The organism is Parasphingorhabdus sp. (assembly GCF_036568145.1).
Taxonomy (GTDB): domain Bacteria; phylum Pseudomonadota; class Alphaproteobacteria; order Sphingomonadales; family Sphingomonadaceae; genus Parasphingorhabdus.
Map to the genome: position 1 here is coordinate 43,710 of NZ_DATCTC010000006.1, position 24,549 is coordinate 68,258.

General features: G+C 53.6%; 21 protein-coding genes. 8 read left to right on the top strand and 13 right to left on the bottom strand.

What is annotated here, in order from left to right; genetic code table 11:
* Window positions 1–20: 20 nt before the first annotated feature.
* Window positions 21–503, bottom strand: coding sequence for an SsrA-binding protein SmpB (gene smpB / locus VIN76_RS01325; RefSeq protein WP_332040012.1), 483 nt, complete (start codon window positions 501–503; stop codon window positions 21–23).
* Window positions 504–581: 78 nt separating this feature from the next.
* Window positions 582–1,457, bottom strand: a complete 876-nt coding sequence (gene dapA, locus VIN76_RS01330) for a 4-hydroxy-tetrahydrodipicolinate synthase (protein ID WP_332040013.1) — start codon at window positions 1,455–1,457, stop codon at window positions 582–584.
* A gap of 103 nt (window positions 1,458–1,560) precedes the next feature.
* On the opposite strand from dapA, the gene VIN76_RS01335 reads away from it, so the two are divergent.
* Window positions 1,561–3,537: a transglycosylase SLT domain-containing protein gene (locus VIN76_RS01335; protein WP_332040014.1), complete on the top strand. Its 1,977-nt coding sequence runs from the start codon at window positions 1,561–1,563 to the stop codon at window positions 3,535–3,537.
* Window positions 3,538–3,567: 30 nt separating this feature from the next.
* Here VIN76_RS01335 and VIN76_RS01340 read toward each other — a convergent pair whose 3' ends face one another.
* From VIN76_RS01340 to aspS, 3 genes are all read right to left on the bottom strand, one after another.
* Complete coding sequence (locus VIN76_RS01340) at window positions 3,568–4,356, bottom strand: polyphosphate kinase (RefSeq protein WP_332040015.1); 789 nt, start codon at window positions 4,354–4,356, stop codon at window positions 3,568–3,570.
* 126 nt (window positions 4,357–4,482) lie between these two features.
* Window positions 4,483–5,379, bottom strand: coding sequence for an alpha/beta hydrolase (locus VIN76_RS01345; RefSeq protein ID WP_332040016.1), 897 nt, complete (start codon window positions 5,377–5,379; stop codon window positions 4,483–4,485).
* Window positions 5,376–7,160, bottom strand: a complete 1,785-nt coding sequence (gene aspS / locus VIN76_RS01350) for an aspartate--tRNA ligase (RefSeq protein WP_332040017.1) — start codon at window positions 7,158–7,160, stop codon at window positions 5,376–5,378. The genes VIN76_RS01345 and aspS overlap by 4 nt, the downstream gene beginning before the upstream one ends.
* A 200-nt stretch (window positions 7,161–7,360) precedes the next feature.
* Here aspS and rnd point away from each other — a divergent pair, with 200 nt between their 5' ends.
* Complete coding sequence (gene rnd / locus VIN76_RS01355) at window positions 7,361–8,536, top strand: ribonuclease D (RefSeq protein WP_332040018.1); 1,176 nt, start codon at window positions 7,361–7,363, stop codon at window positions 8,534–8,536.
* A gap of 14 nt (window positions 8,537–8,550) precedes the next feature.
* On the top strand, window positions 8,551–8,859 hold the full coding sequence (locus tag VIN76_RS01360; protein ID WP_332040019.1) for an I78 family peptidase inhibitor: 309 nt from the start codon (window positions 8,551–8,553) through the stop codon (window positions 8,857–8,859).
* A 9-nt stretch (window positions 8,860–8,868) separates the two neighbouring features.
* Here the strand turns inward: VIN76_RS01360 and VIN76_RS01365 are convergent, their stop codons facing one another.
* From VIN76_RS01365 to VIN76_RS01380, 4 genes are all read right to left on the bottom strand, one after another.
* The gene (locus tag VIN76_RS01365) at window positions 8,869–10,305 is read right to left on the bottom strand and encodes a Ppx/GppA family phosphatase (RefSeq protein ID WP_332040020.1); all 1,437 of its coding nucleotides are present in this window, start codon (window positions 10,303–10,305) and stop codon (window positions 8,869–8,871) included.
* 80 nt (window positions 10,306–10,385) lie between these two features.
* Entirely contained in the window at window positions 10,386–12,578 is a 2,193-nt protein-coding gene (locus VIN76_RS01370) for an RNA degradosome polyphosphate kinase (RefSeq protein WP_332040021.1), read from the bottom strand.
* A complete protein-coding gene (locus VIN76_RS01375) occupies window positions 12,571–13,227 on the bottom strand; it encodes a DnaA ATPase domain-containing protein (RefSeq protein WP_332040022.1) in 657 nt (218 codons plus the stop codon). Before VIN76_RS01375 ends, VIN76_RS01370 begins: the two co-directional genes overlap by 8 nt.
* 5 nt (window positions 13,228–13,232) lie before the next feature.
* A complete protein-coding gene (locus VIN76_RS01380; protein ID WP_332040023.1) occupies window positions 13,233–14,549 on the bottom strand; it encodes a heavy-metal-associated domain-containing protein in 1,317 nt (438 codons plus the stop codon).
* Between the two features lie 62 nt (window positions 14,550–14,611).
* On the opposite strand from VIN76_RS01380, the gene purM reads away from it, so the two are divergent.
* Both purM and purN read left to right on the top strand, forming a co-directional pair.
* Entirely contained in the window at window positions 14,612–15,730 is a 1,119-nt protein-coding gene (gene purM, locus VIN76_RS01385; protein WP_332040024.1) for a phosphoribosylformylglycinamidine cyclo-ligase, read from the top strand.
* Window positions 15,731–15,736: 6 nt separating this feature from the next.
* The gene (gene purN / locus VIN76_RS01390; RefSeq protein ID WP_332040079.1) at window positions 15,737–16,702 is read left to right on the top strand and encodes a phosphoribosylglycinamide formyltransferase; all 966 of its coding nucleotides are present in this window, start codon (window positions 15,737–15,739) and stop codon (window positions 16,700–16,702) included.
* A 15-nt stretch (window positions 16,703–16,717) separates the two neighbouring features.
* Here the strand turns inward: purN and VIN76_RS01395 are convergent, their stop codons facing one another.
* A complete protein-coding gene (locus VIN76_RS01395; protein WP_332040025.1) occupies window positions 16,718–17,491 on the bottom strand; it encodes an SDR family oxidoreductase in 774 nt (257 codons plus the stop codon).
* Between the two features lie 85 nt (window positions 17,492–17,576).
* Here VIN76_RS01395 and VIN76_RS01400 point away from each other — a divergent pair, with 85 nt between their 5' ends.
* Window positions 17,577–18,044, top strand: a complete 468-nt coding sequence (locus VIN76_RS01400) for a nuclear transport factor 2 family protein (protein WP_332040026.1) — start codon at window positions 17,577–17,579, stop codon at window positions 18,042–18,044.
* Between the two features lie 86 nt (window positions 18,045–18,130).
* On the opposite strand, the gene ndk is transcribed toward VIN76_RS01400, so the two are convergent.
* The 3 genes from ndk to VIN76_RS01415 form a co-directional block, all read right to left on the bottom strand.
* Window positions 18,131–18,553: a nucleoside-diphosphate kinase gene (ndk, locus tag VIN76_RS01405; protein WP_332040027.1), complete on the bottom strand. Its 423-nt coding sequence runs from the start codon at window positions 18,551–18,553 to the stop codon at window positions 18,131–18,133.
* Window positions 18,554–18,641: 88 nt separating this feature from the next.
* Window positions 18,642–19,079 carry a DNA polymerase III subunit chi gene (locus VIN76_RS01410; protein ID WP_332040028.1) on the bottom strand — a complete coding sequence of 146 codons (438 nt, stop codon included), beginning with the start codon at window positions 19,077–19,079 and terminating at the stop codon, window positions 18,642–18,644.
* A 25-nt stretch (window positions 19,080–19,104) separates the two neighbouring features.
* On the bottom strand, window positions 19,105–20,562 hold the full coding sequence (locus tag VIN76_RS01415) for a leucyl aminopeptidase (protein ID WP_332040029.1): 1,458 nt from the start codon (window positions 20,560–20,562) through the stop codon (window positions 19,105–19,107).
* Between the two features lie 247 nt (window positions 20,563–20,809).
* Here VIN76_RS01415 and VIN76_RS01420 point away from each other — a divergent pair, with 247 nt between their 5' ends.
* Window positions 20,810–23,074, top strand: a complete 2,265-nt coding sequence (locus tag VIN76_RS01420) for an LPS-assembly protein LptD (protein WP_332040030.1) — start codon at window positions 20,810–20,812, stop codon at window positions 23,072–23,074.
* 108 nt (window positions 23,075–23,182) lie between these two features.
* Window positions 23,183–24,538 carry a peptidylprolyl isomerase gene (locus VIN76_RS01425; protein WP_332040031.1) on the top strand — a complete coding sequence of 452 codons (1,356 nt, stop codon included), beginning with the start codon at window positions 23,183–23,185 and terminating at the stop codon, window positions 24,536–24,538.
* Window positions 24,539–24,549: the final 11 nt, after the last annotated feature.

The following is a 24,549-nucleotide window of genomic DNA, read 5'->3' on the forward strand; positions in this document are numbered from 1 at the left end:
CAGGATCCTTGGGACTCGGCTCAACCATGCTCGCGCAACAATCGCCCTTGCTGGCGTTTCCAATCGCGATCTTTTTCAGCCGCCCGTTTATCCGGGGCCTTCTTGCCCTTGGCCAGGGCTAGCTCGATCTTCGCACGTCCCTTGCTATTAAAATAGATGGACAGCGGCACGACTGTCATGCCTTTGCGCATCACTGCGCCATGGATCTTGTTGATCTGCCGCCGGTTGAGCAGCAGTTTCCTAGGGCGCTTAGGCTCATGATTATAACGGTTGCCGTGGCTCCATTCAGGGATATTGGCGTTGATCAGCCAAATCTCGTCATCCTTCACCTCGGCATAACTCTCCGCAATCGTGCCGGACCCGAAGCGCAGAGATTTGACCTCTGTTCCGGTCAGCATGATGCCCGCCTCAAACTTCTCATCAAGATGATAGTCATAGCGCGCGCGCCGGTTTTCGGCGACGATCTTTTGTTTATCGAATTCCAGAGGACGCGGCCTGACCATTATATCCCGTATCTAATCAACATGCACCCCTGCGACGAAGCATAATGGCGGTTAAAGTCTGCGAAAGAAACCGTCAAATCAAACCAGCCCCGCATTTTCAAGTGCTTCATCCACGGCTTTGCGCGACGCTTCCGATGGAGGGGTCATAGGCAAACGCAAATCGGTCGGGAAGCCATCAATGACGCGAGACAGCGCATATTTCACCGGTCCTGGCGAAGCATCGGTGAACATCGCCTTGTGAAGCGGATAGAGTCTGTCGTTCAGCTCACGCGCCTTGTCATAATCACCGGCCGCACAAGCCGCCTGAAACTCGCTGCACAGCTTTGGCGCCACATTGGCTGTCACAGAAATGCAGCCTGAACCACCCGATGCGTTGAAAGCAAGCGAAAGCTCATCGACACCAGAGAGCAAACAAAAACCATCTGCGCAGGTGAGCCGATGCTCGGTCACCCGGTCAATTTCACCGCTGGCATCCTTGATCGCAACCACAGTGGGCAGTTGAGACAAGGCTGCGACCGTTTCAGGCTTGATATCCGTTACTGTTCGTGCCGGCACATTATACAGCACAAGCGGCAAGTCAGTGCCTTTGGTCAGGGCTTCAAAATGCGCGTAAATGCCTTCCTGATTGGGGCGATTATAATATGGCGCCACGACCAGACCGGCTGCCGCTCCGCTTTTGCTGGAAAAGCTCAGGTGCAGCAAAGCATTGGTGGTATCGTTGGAACCGCACCCTGCGATAACGGGCACACGCCCTGCCGCCTGTTCAATACAGACTTCGATCACGCGGTGGTGCTCGGCATTGGACAAAGTCGATGATTCACCGGTGGTTCCACACGGGACCAGCGCACTACTGCCTTGTTCAATCTGCCAGTCTACCAGTGCCCTAAACTCTTTTTCCGCAAACGATCCGTCGCGAAAAGGTGTTACCAGAGCCGGAATTGAGCCGGAAAACATGGAAATACTCCTTTAAATTTGGCTTGAAATTCGCCAATGCTTATACAAGCTTAATGGTGATATAGTTCTTCGTTCAGCGCCTGATAAGGAGACTACCCCCAAAATGTCCAGTATGGTATCAAGAATTATTCTCGCAAGTCTGCTTTTAACGCCCGCAACGTGCATCGCTGCCGAGCAGAGCGGCGGAACGGTTTTGTCCGATCCGACCGGCGGCAATGCCATATTGGGCCTGCAACGCTGGCGTGTTTTGACACAGTCCGACAATTATTCATTTGAAGATTATGCCGGATTCCTGTTCACTTATCCCGACTGGCCAGAAGACACGCGAATGCGGCGCACCGCTGAAAAGGCGATTAAAACCACCAGTTTTTCTCCGGACCGGGTCATCACCTTTTTTGACCGGTTTGAGCCGCTCACCAATACGGGTGCGGCCCACTATGCTCTTGCACTGCGATCCAGAGGACAAAGCCTGAAAGCCAATGACATGGCCAGACAGGCGTGGCGGGGCGGAGTTTTACCGGACGAGCTGGAGGCGATGCTACTGCGCCAGTTCAGTTCTGTCCTGACTATGGAGGACCATGACGCACGGATGGATTCCTTGCTCTGGGCACGCGCGGTTCCGGCGGCTGCCGGACAGTTGGGCTTTACGTCCCCCGGACGCAGGGCCATTTTTGAAGCGCGGCTGGCCCAGTTGACAGAAGCTCCTGATGCCGATGCAAAGGCAAATGCTGTTGCCTCGCTTGTCCGGGGCGATGCCGGCTTTATTGCTGATCGCTCACGCTATCTGCGGAACAAGGGACAAAGCTACAACTCCCGCCGCCTGATGGCCAATCGCCCTGTGCTGAGCGTGCGGCCAAGCAGTCCATCCCATATTGCGACATGGTATGAATCGAACCTTATCAATGCCCGGGCCGCCGCCAATGACAAGCAATGGTCACTGGCTTATGACATCGCATCAAAAGTGGATGATGCCTATTCCAAACCAACCGATATTGCCGAAGAAAACAGCTCGATCCGCGATAAATATTCAGATCTTGTATGGCTCGCCGGTAACGTCGCCCTGTGGAATGAGCGCCAACCCGCCAAAGCAATAGCGATGTTTGACCGCTATGCACGGTCCTATAACAGCCCCAATATTCGCTCAAAAGGCTATTACTGGGCAGGCCGCGCCGCCGCCGAAGCGGGGCAGCCTGCGCAAGCTAAAGCCTATTTCGAGAACGCAGCAGCTTTCCCCGGCTATTTCTATGGTCAACTGGCCCTGGAACGACTGGGACGATCTTTACCGACATTTAACCGCAAACCTGCCATCGAGATTACCGATCAGGACCGGCGCTCCTATGACCAGAAACCGCTGGTAATAGCCGCAAAAGCCTCGATAAAGACAGGCCCTTGGAGCGAACAAATCCGGTTTCACCGCGCTCTTGCCAATAATGCCCAGAGCCCTAAAGACTATATGTTGCTAAGCGATCTGGCACAGCGCGTTGGTGCCCGCGACCTCGGCGTGATTAAAGGTATCAGTGCGCTAAGCACCGATATCGGACCGATTGATGAAACATCTTTCCCGACCATGCCGGTCCCGGCGGGTCAAGAAAGCAACTGGACTATCATTCACGCCATCACACGTCAGGAAAGCCAATTTGCCCAAGCCGCCATAAGCCATGCTGGTGCGCGCGGATTGATGCAACTGATGCCCGGCACAGCGCGGGAGCAATCGGGTAAAATCGGACTTTCCTATAACCAGTTCGCACTGACGGGTGACCCCCTGTATAATGTCCGGCTGGGCAGCAGCTATTTCCAACGTATGCTCAGCAATTATGGTGGCAGCTATCCCTTGGCCATTGCCGCCTATAATGCTGGCCCCGGCAATGTGAACAAGTGGTTGAGAACCAATGGCGATCCTCGTCTGGGCGGTATAGACTGGTTGAAATGGATCGAGGATATTCCGTTTACCGAGACCCGTAATTATGTGAAACGCGTGCTGGAAAATGTCGTCGTTTATGACACGCTCAACCCGCGCGGACCACGATTCCAGAGCAACGCGACACTGACCCGCTATATCGGAAAAAATTATAAGGGGTAATGCTTTGCTGGCGGACTTGGTATAGCGTATCTAGTCCGCCTCATAGCCAAAAGCCGCCTCGGCCAGTTTGACCAGTTCGGGATCCGCTTCCGGCAAATTCTTTGGCAATGCGGCTTCCAACTTTTCCGCAACATGGGTCATGGCTGCAATACGCGCAGCCTTTTTATTATTGCCATCGATTACCTTCCACGGCGCCCAACGTGTGTCTGTTTGCTTGAACATATCGTCCATGGCTTCAAGATATTCTGATCGTTTGGAGCGGTTGCGAAAATCGTTCTTGTTGAGTTTCCAGCGTTTATGCGGTGTGTTCAATCTGTCTGCAAAACGGCGGTCCTGCTCTTCCTGCGTGACGTGGAAGAAAAGTTTGACCAAATGCGTGCCTCCATCAATTTGCTGCGCCTCAAATTCGTTAATCTCATCATATCCACGCTTCCACTCGGCATCGCTGCAAAAGCCTTCCACTCGCTCGACCAGAACACGGCCATACCAGCTACGGTCAAATACAGCGATCTCACGGCTGCCCGGCAGATGTTTCCAAAACCGCCAGAGGAAATGCCGGTCCAGTTCTGCCTTGGTTGGCGTGCCAACCGGAATAACCTCAAAATAGCGGGGATCCCATCCAGCCACCATGCGCCGGATACAGCCACCCTTCCCGGCTGCATCCCAGCCTTCGATGACCAGCATTGTCCGGTTCCCGTGAATAATATGCTTGAAATGCACATGCGCCAGACGCTTTTGCACCTCTTTCAGCGCATCGGAATAATCGCCATCAAAACTCTCGCCCGCTTCATAGTCGGACAGGTTGATAAGTTTGTTCATGCTTTCCCCCAATAATGTGCGTCGCATCAGCTGGGTAATAGCCGATACCGGTGCCAGCAAATATCACACATACAATGGGAAAGTTAAAAGAACGAATCTGTTAACCCTGTTTTACTCAAGCTGATTTTATCGCCCGCTATCAAGTCCGTTGGCGATATATCCAGCAATCCTTTCGGGGTCCTGCATCGGCATGAAGTGGGTAAGTTCCGGGATATAAAGTTCTTTCGCATTGGTGAAGCTGTCCACCAATCCGGGCCAAGTCGGACTATTTGCGAAATCCCGCACAGCAGTAACATCGTCGCTTGCCCGTTGTGCGCGTAGAATATCGACCGGCACGTCAATGCTTTTGATAAAGGGATACGGGTCAACCGAACCGAAACCTTCGTAGATGGAGGCTTCGAGATAAGGCGGACAGGCCAGAACAAAGCCCTCACCATCATCGGCAGGCAAAAGCCCATATTGGCAATAATCCATCAGCACATCCGCTTGCCAAACATTAAAGGGGTGCCGATCCTTGAACGCCTCAAACATGGTTTGCGGCGACGGCCAATTGTTACGGCGGCGCGACACCGGATTTTGATTGATGTCTATTTCCGCGAAATTGGGCGGGTTCTGATAGCCTTCCGGCTCGATAATTGTCGGATCGATCAAGAGGAGCCGCTTGAACCGCTCCGGCATAACTCCTGCGACCTGCACTATTACATGGCCGCCCATGCTGTGGCCAACACCGGTCACATCTTTTAGGTCAAGCCCTGTTACCAGCGCCCCCATCGCCCGCGCAGCCATATCCCAATGGATAAGGCTTTCGGGCTTTCCACTGCGCCCATGACCGCACTGGTCAACGGCGATAACATGATATCCGGATGGCAGAGCGGCGATTGTTTTATCCCAGCACCGCGCATGGAAACCCGTGGCATGAACCATCAAAATCGTCGGGCCATCCGGATTACCCCACTCAAAATAGCAGAGGTCCGTATCGCCCTGTTGAAAATGCTTTTCTATTGGCTGCCCCGCTTCGCTCATGCCTCTTTCGGTGGCTCCACAACACGGATATGAAGTTCGCGCAATTGCTTGGCAGAAACACCGCTTGGTGCGCTCATCATCAAATCTTCCGCTTTTTGGTTCATCGGGAAGAGCACAACTTCACGGATATTCGGCTCATCCGCAAGCAACATCACGATCCGGTCAACACCCGGCGCAGAACCACCATGGGGCGGTGCGCCATATTTCAGCGCGTTTATCATGCCCGAAAACTCGGTATCCACGGCGGCCTTGTCATAGCCGGCAATTTCAAATGCCTTGTACATGATGTCAGGCCGGTGATTCCGGATCGCGCCAGATGACAGCTCAATTCCGTTACAGACAATATCATATTGCCAAGCCAGAATATCGAGCGGATCTTTATTCTCCAGCGCATCCATCTCACCCTGCGGCATTGAGAACGGGTTGTGCGAGAAATCGAGTTTTTTCAGTTCCTCATCATATTCATACATCGGGTAATCAACGACCCAGCAGAATTTAAATTCGTTTTCGTTGATAAGGCCAAGCTGTTCACCGACACGGGTCCGCGCGACACCAGCCAGTTTTGCCGCTTCAGCTTCCTTGCCAGCGGCGAAGAAAACGCCGTCATCCGGTCCGCAGCCAAGGTCAGCGAGCAGTTTCGCCGTGCCTTCTTCTCCATGGTTTTTGGCAATAGGGCCGCCTGCAACGCCCTCTTTCATGTTGATATAGCCCAGACCAGCATAGCCTTCGCCGCGTGCCCAGTTGTTCATATCATCAAAGAATTTCCGGCTGTTTTTACCCGCTTCCGGTGCAACAAAGGCACGCACGGTTCCGCCAGATGCGGTGATCTTGTCAAACAGGCCAAAGCCAGAGCCTTTGAAATGATCCGATACGTCCTGAATGATGATCGGGTTTCTAAGGTCCGGCTTGTCCGAACCATATTTCAGCATCGATTCCTTGTAAGGAATACGGGGGAACTCACCTGCTGGCGTGACGCTTTTGCCGTTGGCGAATTCCTCGAACACCCCGGCCAAAACCGGTTCAAGCGCCTGAAACACGTCTTCCTGAGTTACAAAGCTCATCTCAAGGTCGAGCTGATAAAATTCGCCAGGGGACCGGTCTGCACGCGCATCTTCATCGCGGAAGCAGGGGGCAATCTGGAAATAGCGGTCAAAGCCCGCCACCATCAGCATCTGTTTGAACATCTGCGGCGCTTGTGGCAGCGCATAGAATTTGCCGGGGTGAACACGGCTCGGAACCAGATAATCGCGCGCGCCTTCTGGCGAGGAAGCGGTCAGAATCGGTGTCTGAAACTCGGTAAATCCCTGATCGGTCATACGCTTGCGCAAGGAGGCGATCACCTTTGAACGCAGCATCATATTGGCGTGAACCTTCTCACGTCTCAGATCAAGGAAACGATAGCGCAGGCGGATATCTTCGGGATATTCCTGTTCACCGAAAACCGGCATGGGCAGTTCCTCGGCAGGCCCCTGCATTTCAACAGTTTCTGCGACGAGCTCAATTTCGCCGGTGGGCAGGTTCGGATTCACTGTGTCAGAAGAACGCGCCGTGACCTTGCCGGTGACGGTAATAACCGATTCTTTGCGCGCTGCATCCAGTACCTTGAACGCTTCGCTGCCTTCCTCGCTGACAATCTGGGTCAGGCCAAAATGGTCACGCAAGTCAACAAACATGAGGTTTCCATGATCGCGGATATTATGAATCCAGCCGGACAAGCGGACTTCTTCACCAACATTCCCGGTGCGAAGCTGTGAACAGTTATGGGTACGATATGCGTGCATGATGAACCTTTGATATCTGGAATGCTTCTTATCGAGAAGCTTATGATGGCGTAACACAGTCCGAAAGCAGTTTTGTCAAGGACGAAGCATTGAATCCGGGCTTTCTTATTACATACTTTCCCACCCTTAATCACCGCCAGAAATAGAATTTGTCTATCGGAAATGTTTGCGACACTGGATGCAGCTTGTATAGAACGCGCATGAAGATTCATCCCTTGCTGACTGATAATCAGGATATTGCCGATATATGCGAACGTTTTTCGACAGCCGACTTTGTCGCTGTAGATACGGAATTCATGCGCGAGAACACTTATTGGCCAATTCTGTGCCTGATCCAGATTTCCGATGGCAAGGAGGCCGCAGCGATTGATCCGCTTGCCCCGGATGTTAATTTGCAACCATTGCTCGACCTGTTTGTCGAAAATGAAAATGTCCTGAAAGTTTTTCATGCCGGGGGGCAGGACGTGGAAATTATCCACAATATGACCGGCAAAACACCCCATCCGATTTTTGACACGCAGATTGCAGCAATGGCTTTGGGGCCAAGCGAGCAAATCGGCTATGCCAATCTGGTCGATAGCTGGCTAGGTGTCACCCTCGACAAGGGTGCCCGCTTCACTGATTGGGCGCGGCGTCCCTTGAATGACAGGCAGATTGAATATGCCATTGGCGATGTCACGCATCTGTCGGCCATATTCCCGACCATGCTGGAAAAGCTGATCGAAACGGGCCGCGGCATGTGGATAAATGCGGAGATGGAGAAGCTTGCCGATCCGGATAATTATGTCAATGAACCTGAAGACGCATGGCATCGCGTAAAATTCCAGGGCCGCAATCCCGAAGCATTGGGCCGCCTGAAAGCATTGGCAGCATGGCGCGAAAAAGAGGCACAGTCCAAGGATATGCCCCGCGGCCGGATCATGCGCGATGAAACGCTGGCCGATATCGCCGCGCATCCACCCAAGGATCAGTTCAAATTAGCGCAAGTACGCGGACTGTCACCGGGATGGAAAAACAATGACATTGGCGAGCGGTTGATGAACGCACTGGCTAAGGCACGCCCGCTGGCAAAAAGTGAATTGCCAGAACGCAACAGCGGTCGCCGCACTAAATTCAGCAAGGATAATGCGCTTGTAGTCGATCTGCTGAAACTGCTTCTGAAAATACGGTCCACGGAAATGAATGTTGCGGCCAAGCTTCTGGCCCGTTCCGGTGAACTGGAACAGATTGTCGCCGGTGTAAGAGAAGGCCTCGAACTGCTTGAAGGATGGAGATACGAAGAGTTCGGCCGCGATGCGCTTGATCTGATAGAAGGACGGATGAGCTTCACCGTAAAAGATGGTAAGCTGCAAATGACCCATAGCCCGGAATCATAAAAGGAGACCGTACAATGAAGGTTCGATTCTTACTGACAGCAATCACTTGCCCTGCGTTGATGGCCTGTTCGACGATGGGAACGGGAACGCCGCCCACGGATAATGGCATGGCAGCTGAACATAAATGCAAGGCAGATGGTCTAGAAACATTTGTGGGACAAAAGGCAACTGCGGAAATTGGGGCTACAGCGATTGAACGGTCCGGTGCAAGAAACCTCCGCTGGATTCCGCCTAACACCGCTGTAACGATGGATTATCGTGAGGATCGTCTGAATATCGAATATGATGACAAGATGGTGATCACCCGCGTCCATTGCGGATAATCCAAAGCCTTATTCGGTAACCAGTACGGCTACCAAATCCAGCATATTGGCAAGCTGCACATGCCGCTTTGCGACTGCATCTCCGTAAAGGTCGCGCAAATCGGTAGCCATGATAATTTCCAGCCGGCCACCGGTTTTGTTAAGGCGTGTCTGCTCCAGCGGATTACGCGTTCCACCGCTGATCCGCTGGCCCAGCCGCATTGCCAACCCCCAACAGATCGCGCGCTGCGTTGCCTTTTCGCTGGCCAGAACCCCGCCACCTGGGAAAATATTATTCCCTCCCCCAAAGCTGGTATACAGCGCCTGCCCCAATAATTCCCGTTCAGCCCCTGTGATACCAACCCAGTTACCATGCAGACCCATGACAAGCCCGCGCTCGGCACGAAAGTTTGGATTCGCACGCCAAGCGACATCTCCGAGATTGCACGCGGCCTGCCGGATACGCTCTTGTTCAGGGGTGTCGTCAGAAAAGATCGGGGCGATCCATTTATCAAGCAATTTGCTGTTCGCAGGGAAGCGAGCTTGTGCCGCGCCTGATATTTCGGTCGCCAGCAACAACGGATCGCGCTTGCTATCCGCTTTGCTGACATTCTTGAAAAGCAATCCTTCGCGCACACCATAAGCCGATACGATCATGGTGCTGCTATTCAGATAGCGTATGATATATGACAAAAGCCATGCAGCATCATTAAGGGTGGGTATGCGTGATGACGAAAGGCCCGGAACAGCTTTTAACTTAGCTTTGTCCATTCGCGCCAATTGACTAACCAGTCTTCGCGCGCGTTGCGGCTGCATTTCATAATGATGGATCACCGGCAACGGATAGCCGCTGTCAAACATATCCAGCCGCGCCAGCGAGCGCCAGGAACCACCAACCAGATAGAATGGCAAGCCTTGCGCTGTTTTATCCCATCCCGTTTTTTTCAGCATTTTGCTGATCTGGCGTTTGAGCTTGTCTTTATCTTTGCGTCGCAAATCAGCGACACGCAAGACACCAAGCGGGAAGCTATAACGATCCAGCACCTTCCGGTCCTTGATCAACGCCAGTTCGAGACTGCCACCGCCAAGATCCCCGACAATCCCGTTAGCCTCCGGTATCGCAGAGAGTACCCCCAGCCCCGCTAATTCCGCTTCTTCTTCACCGTTAAGCACCTGAGTATCAAAGCCGATTTTTGTAGCGGCCTGCAACAGATCCTTGGCATTAGTCGCATCCCGAACTGCTGCGGTTGCGAAACATTTTATCGAATCTACTTCCATCTCGATACATAGGCGACGGAAACGCTGCAAAGCCTGTATCGCCAGCGCCATTGAATCTTCTGCAATAGCCCCGCTAGTTGTAAGTTCTTTACCCAGCCCGGCCATGACTTTTTCATTGAACAGAATCGCGGGCACGCGGGCCGCACCCTGATAGACGACCAGCCTGATAGAGTTTGACCCGATATCCACAATCGCCGTTCTGCGGCTTGCGTGCAGATTTTTTCTCTCTCTGGTTATTTGCAATCCCCCAACCTGCATGCGCTTCGCAGTCAGGCCTTATTCTTGCGGCGGCGCAGCGATAACCGCGGAACAGCATTGTTTTTGTCCAGCGCCTTGCCCCGACCGGACAGTGATGGATTAGTCATGAAATAACGATGCAGGTTAAATGGCTCGTCCGATGGCGTAACTCTTGTATAAGTGCCATCGCTATTAAGTTCCCAGCTTTGCTCATCGTCGATCAGATTGGCGACCATGACCTGATCCAGTACCTGGTCATGCACAGTCGCATTGGTAATCGGGAGCATATATTCCACCCGACGGTCAAGGTTGCGCGGCATCCAGTCAGCCGAGCTTATATAAACCGCAGCATCATTATTTGGAAGTTCCTTGCCATTTCCAAAGGCCCATATCCGGCTATGTTCCAGAAAACGGCCAACAACCGACTTCACGCGGATATGTTCTGACATGCCCGGGACACCCGGCCGCAAACAGCATATTCCCCGAATAACCAGATCAATCTCTACCCCTGCATTACTAGCTGAATAGAGTTTCTCGATCAGCGCAGGGTCAACAAGAGAGTTCATCTTGGCCCATATCATCGCGGGTTTCCCGGCGCGCTCGTTGGCAATTTCCCGGTCAATCAGGTTCATCAAATCCTGCCGCATATAGCGCGGCGACATGGAAATCATTTCCAGTTTTTCCGGGTCAACATAACCGGTGATATAATTGAACAATTGCGCCGCATCACGTGCCGCCTTTGGATCGGCGGTAAAGAAGCTGAGGTCAGTGTATATTTTGGCTGTCACCGGGTGATAATTGCCCGTTCCAAAGTGGCAATAGGTACGATAACCCTCTTGCTCCTTTCGAACCACCATTGATATTTTGGCGTGGGTTTTCCACTCGATAAAACCATATACCACCTGCACCCCGGCACGTTCGAGTGCACTGGCCCAGAGCAGGTTTTGTTCCTCGTCAAAACGGGCCTTTAATTCCACAACGGCGGTTACAGACTTGCCAGCCTCTGCCGCATCAATCAGCGCACGAATGACGGCAGATTGCTTTCCCGCGCGGTAAAGGGTCTGTTTAATAGCGACAACATCGGGGTCAGCTGCCGCTTGGCGCAGGAACTCGATCACTACTTCAAATGATTCATAGGGGTGATGGACAAGAATATCCTTGCCGCGGATCGCAGCGAAACAATCCCCTCCATGTTCCCGGATCCGCTCTGGGAAACGTGGGCTATAGGGCGTAAATTTCAGGTCGGGACGATCTTCCTCAACCAGCAATTCCAGATCACTAATACCAACCAGTCCCTTGACCCGGTTTTCCGTAGCACCTTCCGACAGGAGCTTTTCCCGCAGCAACGAAACGACACTGTCCGACAGGTCGGGGCCCATTTCCAAACGGATAACATCACCCCGGCGGCGGCGTTTGATAGCACTTCGGAAAAAGCGGACCAGGTCTTCTGCCTCCTCTTCCACCTCAATATCGCTGTCCCGGATGATCCGGAACAAGCCGCCACAAATTATATCATAGCCGGGGAAAATCAGGTCAGAATAGCACCGGATGACAGATTCTACCGAAATATAGATCGCGGTTTCGCCGGGCATCCGGATGAAACGCGGTAGACCGGACGGGATCATGACCAGTTCGCGTATCACCTGACCGTCCGATTGCCGGACCAGATCAAAAATCAGGCTAAGCCCCTTGTTCGGAATGAACGGGAAAGGATGTGCCGGATCCAGAGCCTGCGGAGTAAGAACCGGGAATATCTGATCGAGAAAATGTTGCCTGAGCCATATGTCGCCAGCCTCATCCAGCTCGGACGCAGACAAAACATGGATATTCTCTTCCGCCAACAGTTCGGACAGATTGTCCCAAACCGTTTGCTGGCTGGACATCAGCTTTTCGCTACTCTCGACAATTGCCTGCAACTGCTGTTTGGGAGTCAGGCCATCGGCTGAACGTTCCTCGATATTCTGGCGGAACTGCCCGACCAGCCCGGCGAAACGGACCATGAAAAATTCGTCAAGGTTACTTCCCGAAATGGACAGGAAACGAAGCCGCTCTAACAAGGGATGAGAACTATTCTGCGCCTCTTCCATCACGCGTGTGTTAAAGGCAAGCCAGCTCAGTTCCCGATTAAAATATCGGCTCGAACTGTCTTCTTCACCATAAGTCGAATTCGCATTGTCATTAGCGTTCTCAACGATATCCGGTGCTTGGGGGACAAGACTATCCATTCAATTTCTCATCATTTTGAGCCGCCTGTGACACAGTTTCAGGTTCGTCGCCCGACATCTGATGCCGTTCCAGCGCCTCCTTGGCAATAGCGCGCGTGATGGGCCGTTTTCTCTCTATAGCAAGTTTATCCATAGATTGTGACAAAAGCTGAACATCCCGATAAGATCGCTCCATCCGTTTGCCGAGATAGGATAACGCATCTTCGGAAATAGACAGGCCGCGTGACCCGAAATATTTCTGGAATAATCCAGCTATCATCGCTTCATCCGGCGGGCCAATTTCGATCAATAGAGACGCCGCCAAACGGGATTTCAGATCCGGCAGATCCACTCCCCAAGCAGGTACCGGCTTCGATGAAACAAGCAGTAACGGCTTTTGTTCCTGTCTAGCGCGATTCCATAAATGGAAAAGGTCATCGTCCTGCATTACCGCAGCATCATCGACAACATAGCCGCCGCTGTCACGCTCAAATTGCTGTGCCATGACCGATTTTCCCGCAGCATGGTCCCCGATCAATATCGCGGTCAGATTGGGCCAGTCTTGCCAGTTTTGCAGTTGATCATGGGCCCCTGCGTTGGACAGCGTTACAATATAGTGATCATCCTGCGCGGTTATAGCTGTATCCAAGGGAAGAGCGATCTGGCTCACTGACCCTACTCACCGCTTCCGGGATTTGGTCCGGAGGTAGAGGAGTTTGCTCCTCCACCCCGACTGATTCGAAGCACACCTGCCCCTTGCTGAACCTGCCAGCCCCTTGAACGCAGCGCCGCTGCCAGATTAGCCAGATCACCGCTATAGGTTACCTGCATGACCGATACCCCGCCCAATGCCAAACTACTTGTAGAGACTGAGGATACGCCCGGGACAGACCGGACCGCTGCCTCACCTCTGCTCACCGCGCCGACATCCGGGGTGTCAAACTGAACCGAAACATTTATGACCGCACCGGTTGGAACTGATATATTAGCTGTATCACCATTTCCGGAAGTTCCGGCACTGACCGCTCCGCCATCCGCGCCGTAGCCCTCAGCAGCCAATTCTGCTTCGATTTCCTTCTCCAGTGCCTCCAGATCAATCGGATCTTCGATGATAAGGGATTCATCAGCTTTCAGGACACCGCGCGATAACGCATTGGTGTAAATAGTATCCAACCGTACAATCGCCTGATCCAGCATTGCTGGAATACCATCTGGAGACTTGGTTTTCAGGGAAAAGCTGCCGATATATTTATTATCGGGTCCATAGCGCGCACTAAAATGCGCGGTCACAGGACCACCAGGATATTCACGTTCCATACGGACGATGGGAATAATGACATCGGCGGCACTAAACTGGTCCAATACCGTGCGCCACCACCGCCGGTCGCTGCGTTGTGCTTGCCCTGCTGTCAATATCAGCGATTCGCTCCCCGAACCATAGGGACGGACATAATCAATCGCACTGTTGCCGGAGCGAAAACGCGCCCAGGCTTTTTGCCACTCGGTCCTGTTTTCAAATACCTGCGGCGATCCACCGCTCCACATTACAGGCAGGACAAGCAATGGTGGTGAACGCAATCGCCGCCCGCTAACGCCCAGAATTTGACCCGTGCGGGCACGGTCGAACATCACCCCCAATGTAGCGATATAGCGGGTTGGGCCGATCTGTTCTTGTTCGATAACGATAGCAGAAACAATATTGTTCAACGTGCTATCAGGCAATCCGCTGGTTTCACCGCCTTGAGTGCGGGCATAGAGCATTTTCCAAGCTTTGCGCTGTGCCTCTTCCCATCCCTTTTTTCGCGCTTCATTTGCGTTTTTGCCGGTTGTATCAACCTCAACCCCGAAAACTTCAAAGTCGCCGGTACTCGCAAGCGGCGCAACACCGCGGTCGCCGCCTTCAAGTTGAGCATAAACAACCCCAGTCGCAGCTAGACCAACCACCACAGCAAAAGCAACAATATGGGTTTTCAAACTGGTCAAAATTTTCATTTCCGCTCTTTTGACGATTATGACGTGGAAATCCAGCCGCGACTTGTCTAATCGCCTATTTTATGAGTGATAAACAAAACAACGGGCGAAATGAACCGGAATCATACACATATGCGAAAGCAGGTGTGTCGATTGAGACAGGAAACGCGCTAATCAAAGCTATTGCACCGCTGGCGAAGGCGACGGCAAGGCCGGGTGCGAATGCGGAATTGGGCGGCTTTGGCGGTTTTTTTGACTTAAAAGCCGCAGGTTATGACGATCCTTTGCTGGTCGCCGCCAATGATGGCGTCGGAACAAAGTTGAAACTGGCGATCGATTATGACCGGCATGACAGTGTTGGCATCGATCTGGTAGCAATGTGCGTTAACGACCTGATCGTTCAAGGTGCGGAGCCGCTATTCTTCCTTGATTACTTCGCCACGGGTAAACTTGAAAACGGTGTCGCCGAACGAGTCGTGGCTGGCATAGCAGAGGGTTGCAAAATGTCCGGCTGTGCGCTGATTGGCGGCGAGACAGCGGAAATGCCCGGCATGTATGCCGATGGTGATTATGATCTTGCCGGTTTTTGCGTCGGTGCGGTCGAGCGAGCAAAGGCACTGACCGGACGGGAACTCGCCGACGGAGATGTCCTGCTTGGTCTGGCTTCTTCCGGCGTTCACTCCAATGGATATTCACTGGTCCGCAGGCTGGCCGAGGATAAGGGCTGGAAACTCGAACGACCGGCGCTGTTTGATCCGGAGGTCCTGTTGATTGAAGCATTGATCGCGCCAACGCGTATCTATGTCAAATCGCTATTGCCGTTGATACAGGCGGGCCGGATCAAGGCATTGGCACATATTACCGGCGGTGGATTGCTGGAAAACATACCGCGCGTTCTTCCTGAAGGTTTGCGCGCGCATGTCGATGCCAATAGCTGGGATCAACCGCGCCTGATGGCTTTCTTGCAGGCTCAGGGGAATATCGAGCCGGAAGAGATGGCGCGGACGTTTAACTGTGGCATCGGGATGATTTTGGCTGTCTCTATGGATGAAATGGAGTCTGTAACGGCGGATCTTGAATTGGCTGGTGAGACGGTCCACCGGGTTGGTGTTGTCAAGGCGGGCACGAAGGGCTGCACGGTTACGGGCAGCTCCGGGACTTGGTCGGCCATGGGCGACTGGACCGCGAGCCATGATGGCTAACCGATGATGTCCGAACGGGTAAGGGTTGCTGTCCTGATATCTGGACGCGGGTCCAACATGGCAGCGCTCATCTATGCCGCAAAGGCAGAAAACTGCCCTTTTGAGATCATATTGGCGGCGTCCAACGACCCGCAAGCCCCCGGCCTGACACTGGCCGCGGCGGAAGGTGTTGAAACATTTTCCCACCCTCACAAAGGCATGAGCCGCGAAGACCATGACCAGATCATGCATGAAGCCATTACCCGCGCCGGTGCGGATTATGTCGTTCTGGCAGGATATATGAGGATATTGAGCGATGACTTTGTCCGCAAATGGCAGGGCCGCATGCTCAATATCCATCCCAGCCTGCTTCCCAAATATAAGGGGCTCGATACCTACCAACGCGCCCTCGACGCGGGCGACAGCCATGCGGGCTGCTCCGTCCATCTGGTGACACCAGAGCTGGATGACGGGCCAGTACTCGCGCAAACCAAAGTGGCTATATTACCCGGCGATACAGCCGACATTCTGGCTGACCGCGTGCTGATTGCCGAGCATCAGCTTTATGCCGCCACGCTCGCCCGATATGTCACCCGCGAACAAGATCCCGACTGGATATTGGAACAAATCCGTTCCCGCGCCCTTGCTTTGGATGAAACACACGAACGGGCCAGCTTCGGCTCCCCAGGCTGGCGGGTAGGCGGTGAGAAAGCAGGGAAATATTTCGCTTATTTCTCCCACCATCATCATGGCGAGGCAGGATCATCCCTGCTCGTCAAAACCAGCGGTCTGGACGAACAGGCGGCCCTGTTGGAAGCCGATCCCGATCAATATTTCGCTCCGAAATTTTACGGGAAATCCGGCTGGATAGCGATTCGGCTGGACACAGGACGGACGGACTGGGACCATATTGCAAGCTGGCTGCAAAAAAGCTGGCGTCTGGTTGCGCCAAAAAGGCTCACCAAATTGGCGGATATTGCGGACCAGTTCTAGACCCGCAAACCGGTGCTATGGGACCACACCTTCCACAACAGACTTCGCATTATCCACCCTGATCGCCGCGCCATTGATGAATTTCGATTCATCGGAGGCAAGAAACAGTACGGTATTGGCAATGTCGTCGGGCTCCCCCAAAGCGCTGGCAGCCGGACTCTCGCTGGCTGGGCGCAAGTCGGTTCTTTCCGCCATTTTCGGACCGATCGCTTCGACCATCGGCGTCAATATTCCAGCCGGATGCACGCTGTTACAGCGAATATTATAGCCGTTATTGACGCAGTGAACGGCGATGCTGCGGGTCAGGCTTTCAACCGCGCCCTTTGCCGCAGCATAGGCCGCGACAACCGGCTCCCCCTGTACCGAGGCGATAGACGCCATATTGATTATCGAACCGCCGCCGGAAATCTTCATCGCAGGCACGGCATATTTACATCCGAAAAAAGTACCATCGGCGCTGACACCCATGACTAAGCGCCACTCTTCCGCTGTTTGGGTTTCGATAGTTCCCGGCTCCACGACACCGGCATTATTGACCAGAATGTCCAGTTTCCCGTGCCGTGTGACCACATCGGCAATTAAATCCTCCCACCCGGATTCGTCGCGAACATCCTGCAAAATAAATTCTGCCGCAGCGCCGATTTCTGCTGCGACTCGCTTGCCATTTTCTTCATCCACATCTGTCAGAATGACAGTCGCACCTTCCCGCGCGAACATACGGGCATCTGCCTCCCCCAATCCCATTGCCGCACCAGTGATAATCGCAACTTTGCCCTTTAGCCTGCCCATTCTCAGCCCTCTCTTTTTTGTCAACTTTCCACAGATTAGCAGCACATGCTACGCAGCAGCCCTAGCAATATAATGGAGGATCGGGATGGACGGGGTTTCTGAATTACTGGCGCGTGAGGAGATTCGCGACCTGCTGCACCGCTATTGCAAAGGCATCGACCGCCGCGACTGGGCGTTGGTGCGATCCTGTTTCGCGGATGACCATATCCATAAACATGCAGAATATTCAGGTCCGCCGGATGAATTTATCGGCTTTGCCCGCAATGTATTGGAAAAAGTGCCAGACAGCCATCATTCGATTTCCAACGTGCACTTCACGTTCAGCGAAGATGGCAACAGCGCATCGACCGAAGCCAATTTTGTGGCTTACCATTTTATTCAGGAAGGCGCAGACGATTTCACAGCGGCCCCCACCGGCGGCAAGGCAACCGACTGGATTGTCGCTGGTCGTTACTGTGACAAGTTTGAAAAGCGGGATGGCAAATGGATCATCGTCCGGCGGGAAGCGTTCCACGATTGGGAACGCTATGACGAGGCCAATCCAAAGGTTTAGTGTGGGGGATTAGTGCGAACAGAACGCAAAAAACCCGTCATTCCTGCGCGGGCGGGAATGACGGGTCTGAATTCTCTCGAAAAAACTTATCCTACGATTTCGTCTTCGTTGAAGAAGTAGGCGATTTCGATCGCTGCGTTTTCGTCGCTGTCGGAACCGTGAACCGTGTTGGCTTCGATGCTTTCGGCCAGTTCTTTACGAATGGTGCCAGGTGCGGCGTCAGCAGGGTTGGTAGCGCCCATGATGTCACGGTTGCGCTGCATGGCGTTTTCGCCTTCCAACACCTGAACGACTACAGGACCGCTAATCATGAAATCTACCAGTTCACCAAAGAACGGGCGTTCCTTGTGGACAGCGTAAAATCCTTCTGCCTGTTCACGGGTCATCTGGATGCGCTTTGATGCGACAACGCGAAGGCCGCCATCTTCCAGCATTTTGGTGACTGCGCCGGTCAGGTTGCGCTTGGTTGCGTCTGGTTTAATGATCGAAAATGTCCGTGTAACGGCCATGGATTTGCTCCGTAATAATAGCTGTGAAATAGGATTGCGCCGCCCTTAGCGGCTGCATTGCAACATGGCAAGCACTGAGAGAGGCGGCCTATGGCCCCTGAACCCACCGGCCGCCGTCCTGTTTCCAATAACGCGGCGTCACGCCTTCCTTTGCGGACAAAAGACGCCACGCCGCACGGGCATTGTCAATCTGTTCAGCTGTAAACAAAAAGAACGCACGATCAAAACCCAAGGCTTCGTCCCGCCACTCGCCATCGGTCAACGCGATATAGCGCGCTCCGTTCGGAGCATCGCATGTGGCGGAAATCAGGATCGGTTGCATGTCATCCTGCCCCTTTCCGGCCAGCTCATGCGCCAGAAAGCTGGTAGGTCCGGCGCTCCATAGCGCGGTACTCAGCTTTTCCTGCTGCTCCGCAAAAGCGGATACCAGCAACATTCTTTGCCCGCTATCCAGCGTTTTCTGGGCCAGAACCGGCACCAGTTTTTCCGCTGGATCGCGAGTCAAATGGTAAAAATCGACCTGCACCGGTCAGATTACCCTTCGGATCAGCCTATTGCTCAAAATTGTCCGCGACATATTGGTCGAGCAAACGCACACCAAATCCGGTTGCCCCCTTGTCCCAGACCGGGCCGGGCTTGTCAGCCCACACCATTCCGGCAATGTCGAGATGCGCCCATTTGACGCCATCCTTGATAAACCGTTTCAGGAATTGCGCTGCCGTGATTGAGCCAGCTCCCTTGCCGCCGACATTTTTCATGTCCGCAATCGGTGAGTTGATCTGCTTGTCATAAGCTGCTGTGAGCGGGAAGCGCCAGAGGGGATCGCCGGCCGTTTTACCAGCCGCGAGCAATTTATCGGACAAGTCATCGTCATTGCTGAAGCAACCGGCATGTTCATTGCCCAACGAAATAATGATCGCGCCGGTCAGTGTCGCCAGATTGACCACAACTTCCGGTTCAAATGTTTCCTGCGTCCAATGCAGCGCATCGCACAAAACCAGACGCCCTTCGGCATCGGTGTTGATGACCTCGATCGTCTGGCCGCTCATGCTCGTCACAACGTCACCGGGACGCTGCGCTTTGCCGTCGGGCATGTTTTCAACCAAGCCGCAAACACCGATGACATGGGCCTTGGCCTTACGTCCGGCCAGCGCCTTCATCGTTCCGGCAACCGCGCCTGCGCCGCCCATATCCCATTTCATGTCTTCCATGCCAGCAGGCGGCTTCAATGAAATACCACCGGTATCGAAAGTTACGCCTTTACCAACAAGCGCGAGCGGTTTTTTCTGGGCGCCATTGGTACCGTCCCAGCGCATTGCCAGCATCCGGGGCGGGCGAACGGAACCTTGTGACACGCCCAAAAGCGCACCCATGCCCAGTTTTTCCATTTCTTCCTGACCAAGCACCGTAAACTCGACGCCCATGTCCTGAAGCTCTTCGCAGCGAGCGACAAAGCTCTCCGGGTAGATGACATTGGCTGGTTCCGACACCAGTTCGCGGGTCAGTGCCACACCGTCTGCAACGGCGGACAGATCTTTCCAGACCTGGTTTGATTCCAGCGCGGTATCGAGGACGGTTATCGATTCGAGTGTCGGCTTGGTATTTTCCGGCATCTTCGTGCGATATTTGTCAATTCTCCAGCTACGCAGCTTTGCACCGAACAACAGGCGGGCCAGTTGCTCCTGCTCCAGCCCGCTATTGTTTATCGCGAGATGTTTGACGCCTGATGTAATCAGCTTTGCAATCACTGCGCCGCCTGCGGCTTCGAAATCGCTGCGCTCCCCTTTTCCGGTTCCGGTCAGAATGACCTGAATCACGGCATCACCTTCTGTCACAAAGGTCTGGAAAGTCTGGCCGGACTTACCTTCAAACCGCGCCGCTTTGGCCGCGGTGCGGACCATGTCTGCTTGTTCCAGCGATATATTTGCGGTTTCCAGCGCATCTTTACCAACTGCAAAGGCAATTGCATCTGGCGTGGAAGAAGGGCTGGCAGCAAATGTGAATTTCATGGGTGAAGCGTCCTTATCAATAGATCATCCGCGCTTATGCTGGCGGAATTGTCATCTTCTGTTCAGTGCCCATCAATGAAAGATTGGCTCTATTTTTGCAATGATGATTTAACCAGCCCACGATTACGGAATTCTGGCACAGAAGATTTGCAGGAGACGCAATCTGGTGCAATAGGGCTATAGTCGAGTTGGTGACGAAAGAAACCGCGCCAATTTTTCATGGGATCAAAGGTAGGTAATCTCGTCGATGAAATCTTCAATCGCTCTGATTGCACTGGCTGTTCCGCAGGTTTGCCTTTTGGCTTCCCCTCATGCCGCTTTTGCACAAATCGCGCCTGAGGCGATTCCAGAGGATGCTAATCCGGTTGAAGCTGCACCTGCGGATGAAAACCTTCCTGAAAACCCCGACGAAATCGAATTCAGCGCCGATAAGGTGGATTATGATTTTGAAAGCGATATTGTCACCGCATCCGGCAATGTACTGGTCAACCGCGACGGTTACAGGCTGCGCGCTGATACCGTCGTCTGGAACCGCAATAGCGGCGTAGTAGAGGCCAAGGGCAATATACGTTCGACCAGCCCCGAGGGCGATACCGCTTATGGGGACAGCATAATCCTGACCGACAGTTTGCGGGACGGCACGGTCGAGAACCTGTTGCTGGTAATGGAAGACGGCAGCCGACTTGCCGCGCGTAAGGGTGAGCGTTTTGAAGACGGGTCGATGACACTGGATTACGGGGCCTATACAGCCTGCGCCGTAGTGACAGAAGATGGCTGCCCCAAAAAACCGAGCTGGGAAATCAAGGCCGTCAAGGTTCGTTATGACCCTATAAAAAAGCGGGTGACCTATGACGGCGCTCGGATAGAGATTTTCGGATTACCGGTCATTCCCCTGCCCGGTCTGTCCCATCCGGTCAGCGACGAAAACCGCAGCGGGCTTCTGGTCCCCAATCTCCGGTTTGATTCGACAAACGGGGTGGCTGTTTCTGTTCCCTATTATTTCAATATCGCTCCCAATCAGGATGCGACAGTCACGGCGCAAGTGTTTACCGAGGTTGCCCCGCTAATCAGCGGGACATTCCGGAATCTGGACGAGAAAGGCGCGTTCCAGATTACCGGATATGGCACATATAGCTCGCGCGTCCCTACCGGGGCGACGGGCCCATTACCCGACTCCGAAAAGGGTTTTCGCGGCTATTTCGCAACCAGCGGGCGGTTCGTTCTTGATGATAACTGGACGATTTCGCAAGCCGCCCGCATCGCATCCGACCGGACTTTTTTGCGCCGCTATGACATTAGCGATGATGACAGCCTGCGATCCACAATCAATGTCGAGCGAATTGACGAGAGCAGCTATTTCTCATTAGCGGGCTGGGCATTCCAGACATTGCGGGCCGGTGATCCGCAAAGCCAGGTTCCTGTCGCCCTGCCCGTCATCGATTACCGCAAACGCTTTGCCGATCCGATATTGGGCGGTCGCACCCAGATACAGCTTAACAGCCTTGCCATCGGACGTTCGGGTGGGCAGGACACACAGCGCGCCTTTGCTTCTGCACGCTGGGACTTACGCCGGCTGACGAGCATGGGGCAGGAAATAATCCTGACCGGCTTTGCCCGAGGAGATGTGTATAATAGCGAAGATAACGCCCTCAACGAAACCGCCCTTTATCAAGGCAATTCCGGCTGGCAGACACGCGGCATTGTAACCGCTGCGGTTGACGTGAAATGGCCACTGGTCGGACAGGCATTTGGCGGAACCCAGACCCTGACCCCGCGGCTTCAGATCGTGGCGACACCGGCAATAGCCAACGCCAAGGTTCCCAACGAAGATTCCCGCTCGGTCGATCTGGAAGATACCAATCTATTCGCGCTGAACCGCTTTCCCGGCTATGACCGTTATGAGGATAATGTCCGGGTCACTTATGGTGCGGAGTGGAATCTCAGCCGTCCCAATTTGCGAATTGATGCCATTGTCGGTCAAAGTTACCGGCTGGCCAATAACAGCAATATCGTTCCCGAAGGCACCGGACTTTCAGAGCGCTTTTCCGATATTGTTGGCCGCACAGAGGTTCGTTTCAGCGATATCGTCAAATTCACTCACCGGTACCGGCTTGATAAGGACAATCTAGCCATCCGGCGAAACGAGATTGATGCGACCATCGGATCGCAGAATACTTATGCACAAATCGGTTATTTGCGGCTGAACCGCAATATCGGTGACGGGATCGAAGATCTTAGCGACCGTGAAGAGGTCCGTGTTGGCGGGCGTTACCAGATTAACAATTACTGGTCGGTCTTTGGTTCTGCGATTGTTGATTTGACCGGAATCAAGGAAGATCCGTTGTCCTCTTCCGATGGTTTTGACCCCATTCGCCACCGCCTTGGCGTTGCTTATGACGACGGCTGCCTATCGCTTGCCGTAACGTGGCGCTATGATTATGAGGACACGGGAGATGCCCAGCGCGGTAGCACTTTCCTCTTCCGGGTAGCGCTACGCAATTTGGGTGTGTAAGGCATATTGTGACAATGTGAGATTGCTCATATTGGGTTCAGCCGTGTTTTGATATTGAATTACGACGAATTGTTCTTAGTATTTGAAAAGAAAAGAAATATGAATTTTATGCGTACCAGAACTTTTAGCCGTAACGCAAAATATGCTCTTGCAGCAACCGCCGCTTTGTTCGCTGCTACTGCTTCAACCAGCCAAACGGTTCCAAACAGTTCCGCTCCGCAAAACGACCTCAACATTCCCGAGCAGCTTACCATATTCGGTCAGAATGATCCCAATGTCCGCCGCGCAACGGCTTTGGTCAATGGCGATATCATCACGGGAACCGATGTCGGCCACCGGCTCGCCCTCATCATTGCGGCCAATGGCGGTACCGTTTCCGAGGAAGAAAAACAGCGGCTGCGCTTGCAGGTGCTTCGTAACCTGATCGACGAGACGCTTCAGATTCAGGAAGCCGAGGCGAACGAGATCGTCATCAGCCCAGAGGAAGTCAATCAAACCTTTAATCAGGTCGCCCAACAGAATTTTCGGCAGGACATCAGCGCTTTCGACGAATATCTGCGGTCCAAAGGATCATCCGCCGCTACTTTGAAGCGGCAGATCAAGGGTGAACTGGCCTGGAACCGTTTGCTTCGACGCAACATTCAGCCCTTCATCAATGTCGGTGAGGAAGAAGTAAACACGATTATCGAGCGGTTGAAAGCGTCCAAGGGCACCACTGAATATCGCATTGGCGAGATTTACATGGCGGCTACCCCGGAAACGGCTGAGCAAATCGCATCGAACATGCGCCAGATACTGGATCAAATCCGTCAGGGCGGCTCTTTTGTGGCCTATGCCCGCCAGTTTTCCGAGGCATCGACAGCAGTGACCGGCGGTGATCTTGGCTGGGTGCGTCCTGCCCAATTGCCGCAAACCCTGGCAGATGCTGCCGAGCAGATGGATGTTGGCCAGGTTGTCGGACCGGTGCAGGTTCCCGGCGGATTTTCGATCCTCTACCTTATCGACGAGCGCCAGATTTTGACGGCTGACCCGCGTGATGCGCTTTTGAGCCTGAAACAGCTTTCCATCGGCTTTCCCGCCGGAACAACCGAAGCACAAGCCACAGCGCGCGCGGCACAATTTGCCGAAGCTACCCAAGGCATCAAGGGTTGCGGCGCGGCTAATGAAGTCGCCGCCTCTATCGGCGCGGACGTCGTGGACAATGACCAGGTCCGTCTGAAAGACTTGCCCGGACCGCTGCAGGAAACCTTGGCCAATCTGCAAATCGGTCAAGCCAGCCCGCCCTTTGGTTCCGTCGCTGATGGTGTGCGCGTATTGATCCTTTGTGGCCGTGATGATCCGCAAAGCGCATCCGATCCTTCCTTTGACCAGATCATGTCGCAACTGGAAAATGAGCGGATCAACAAACGCGCGCAAACCTATCTGCGCGACCTTCGCCGTGACGCCATTATCGAGTATAATTAAGGGATACGGGG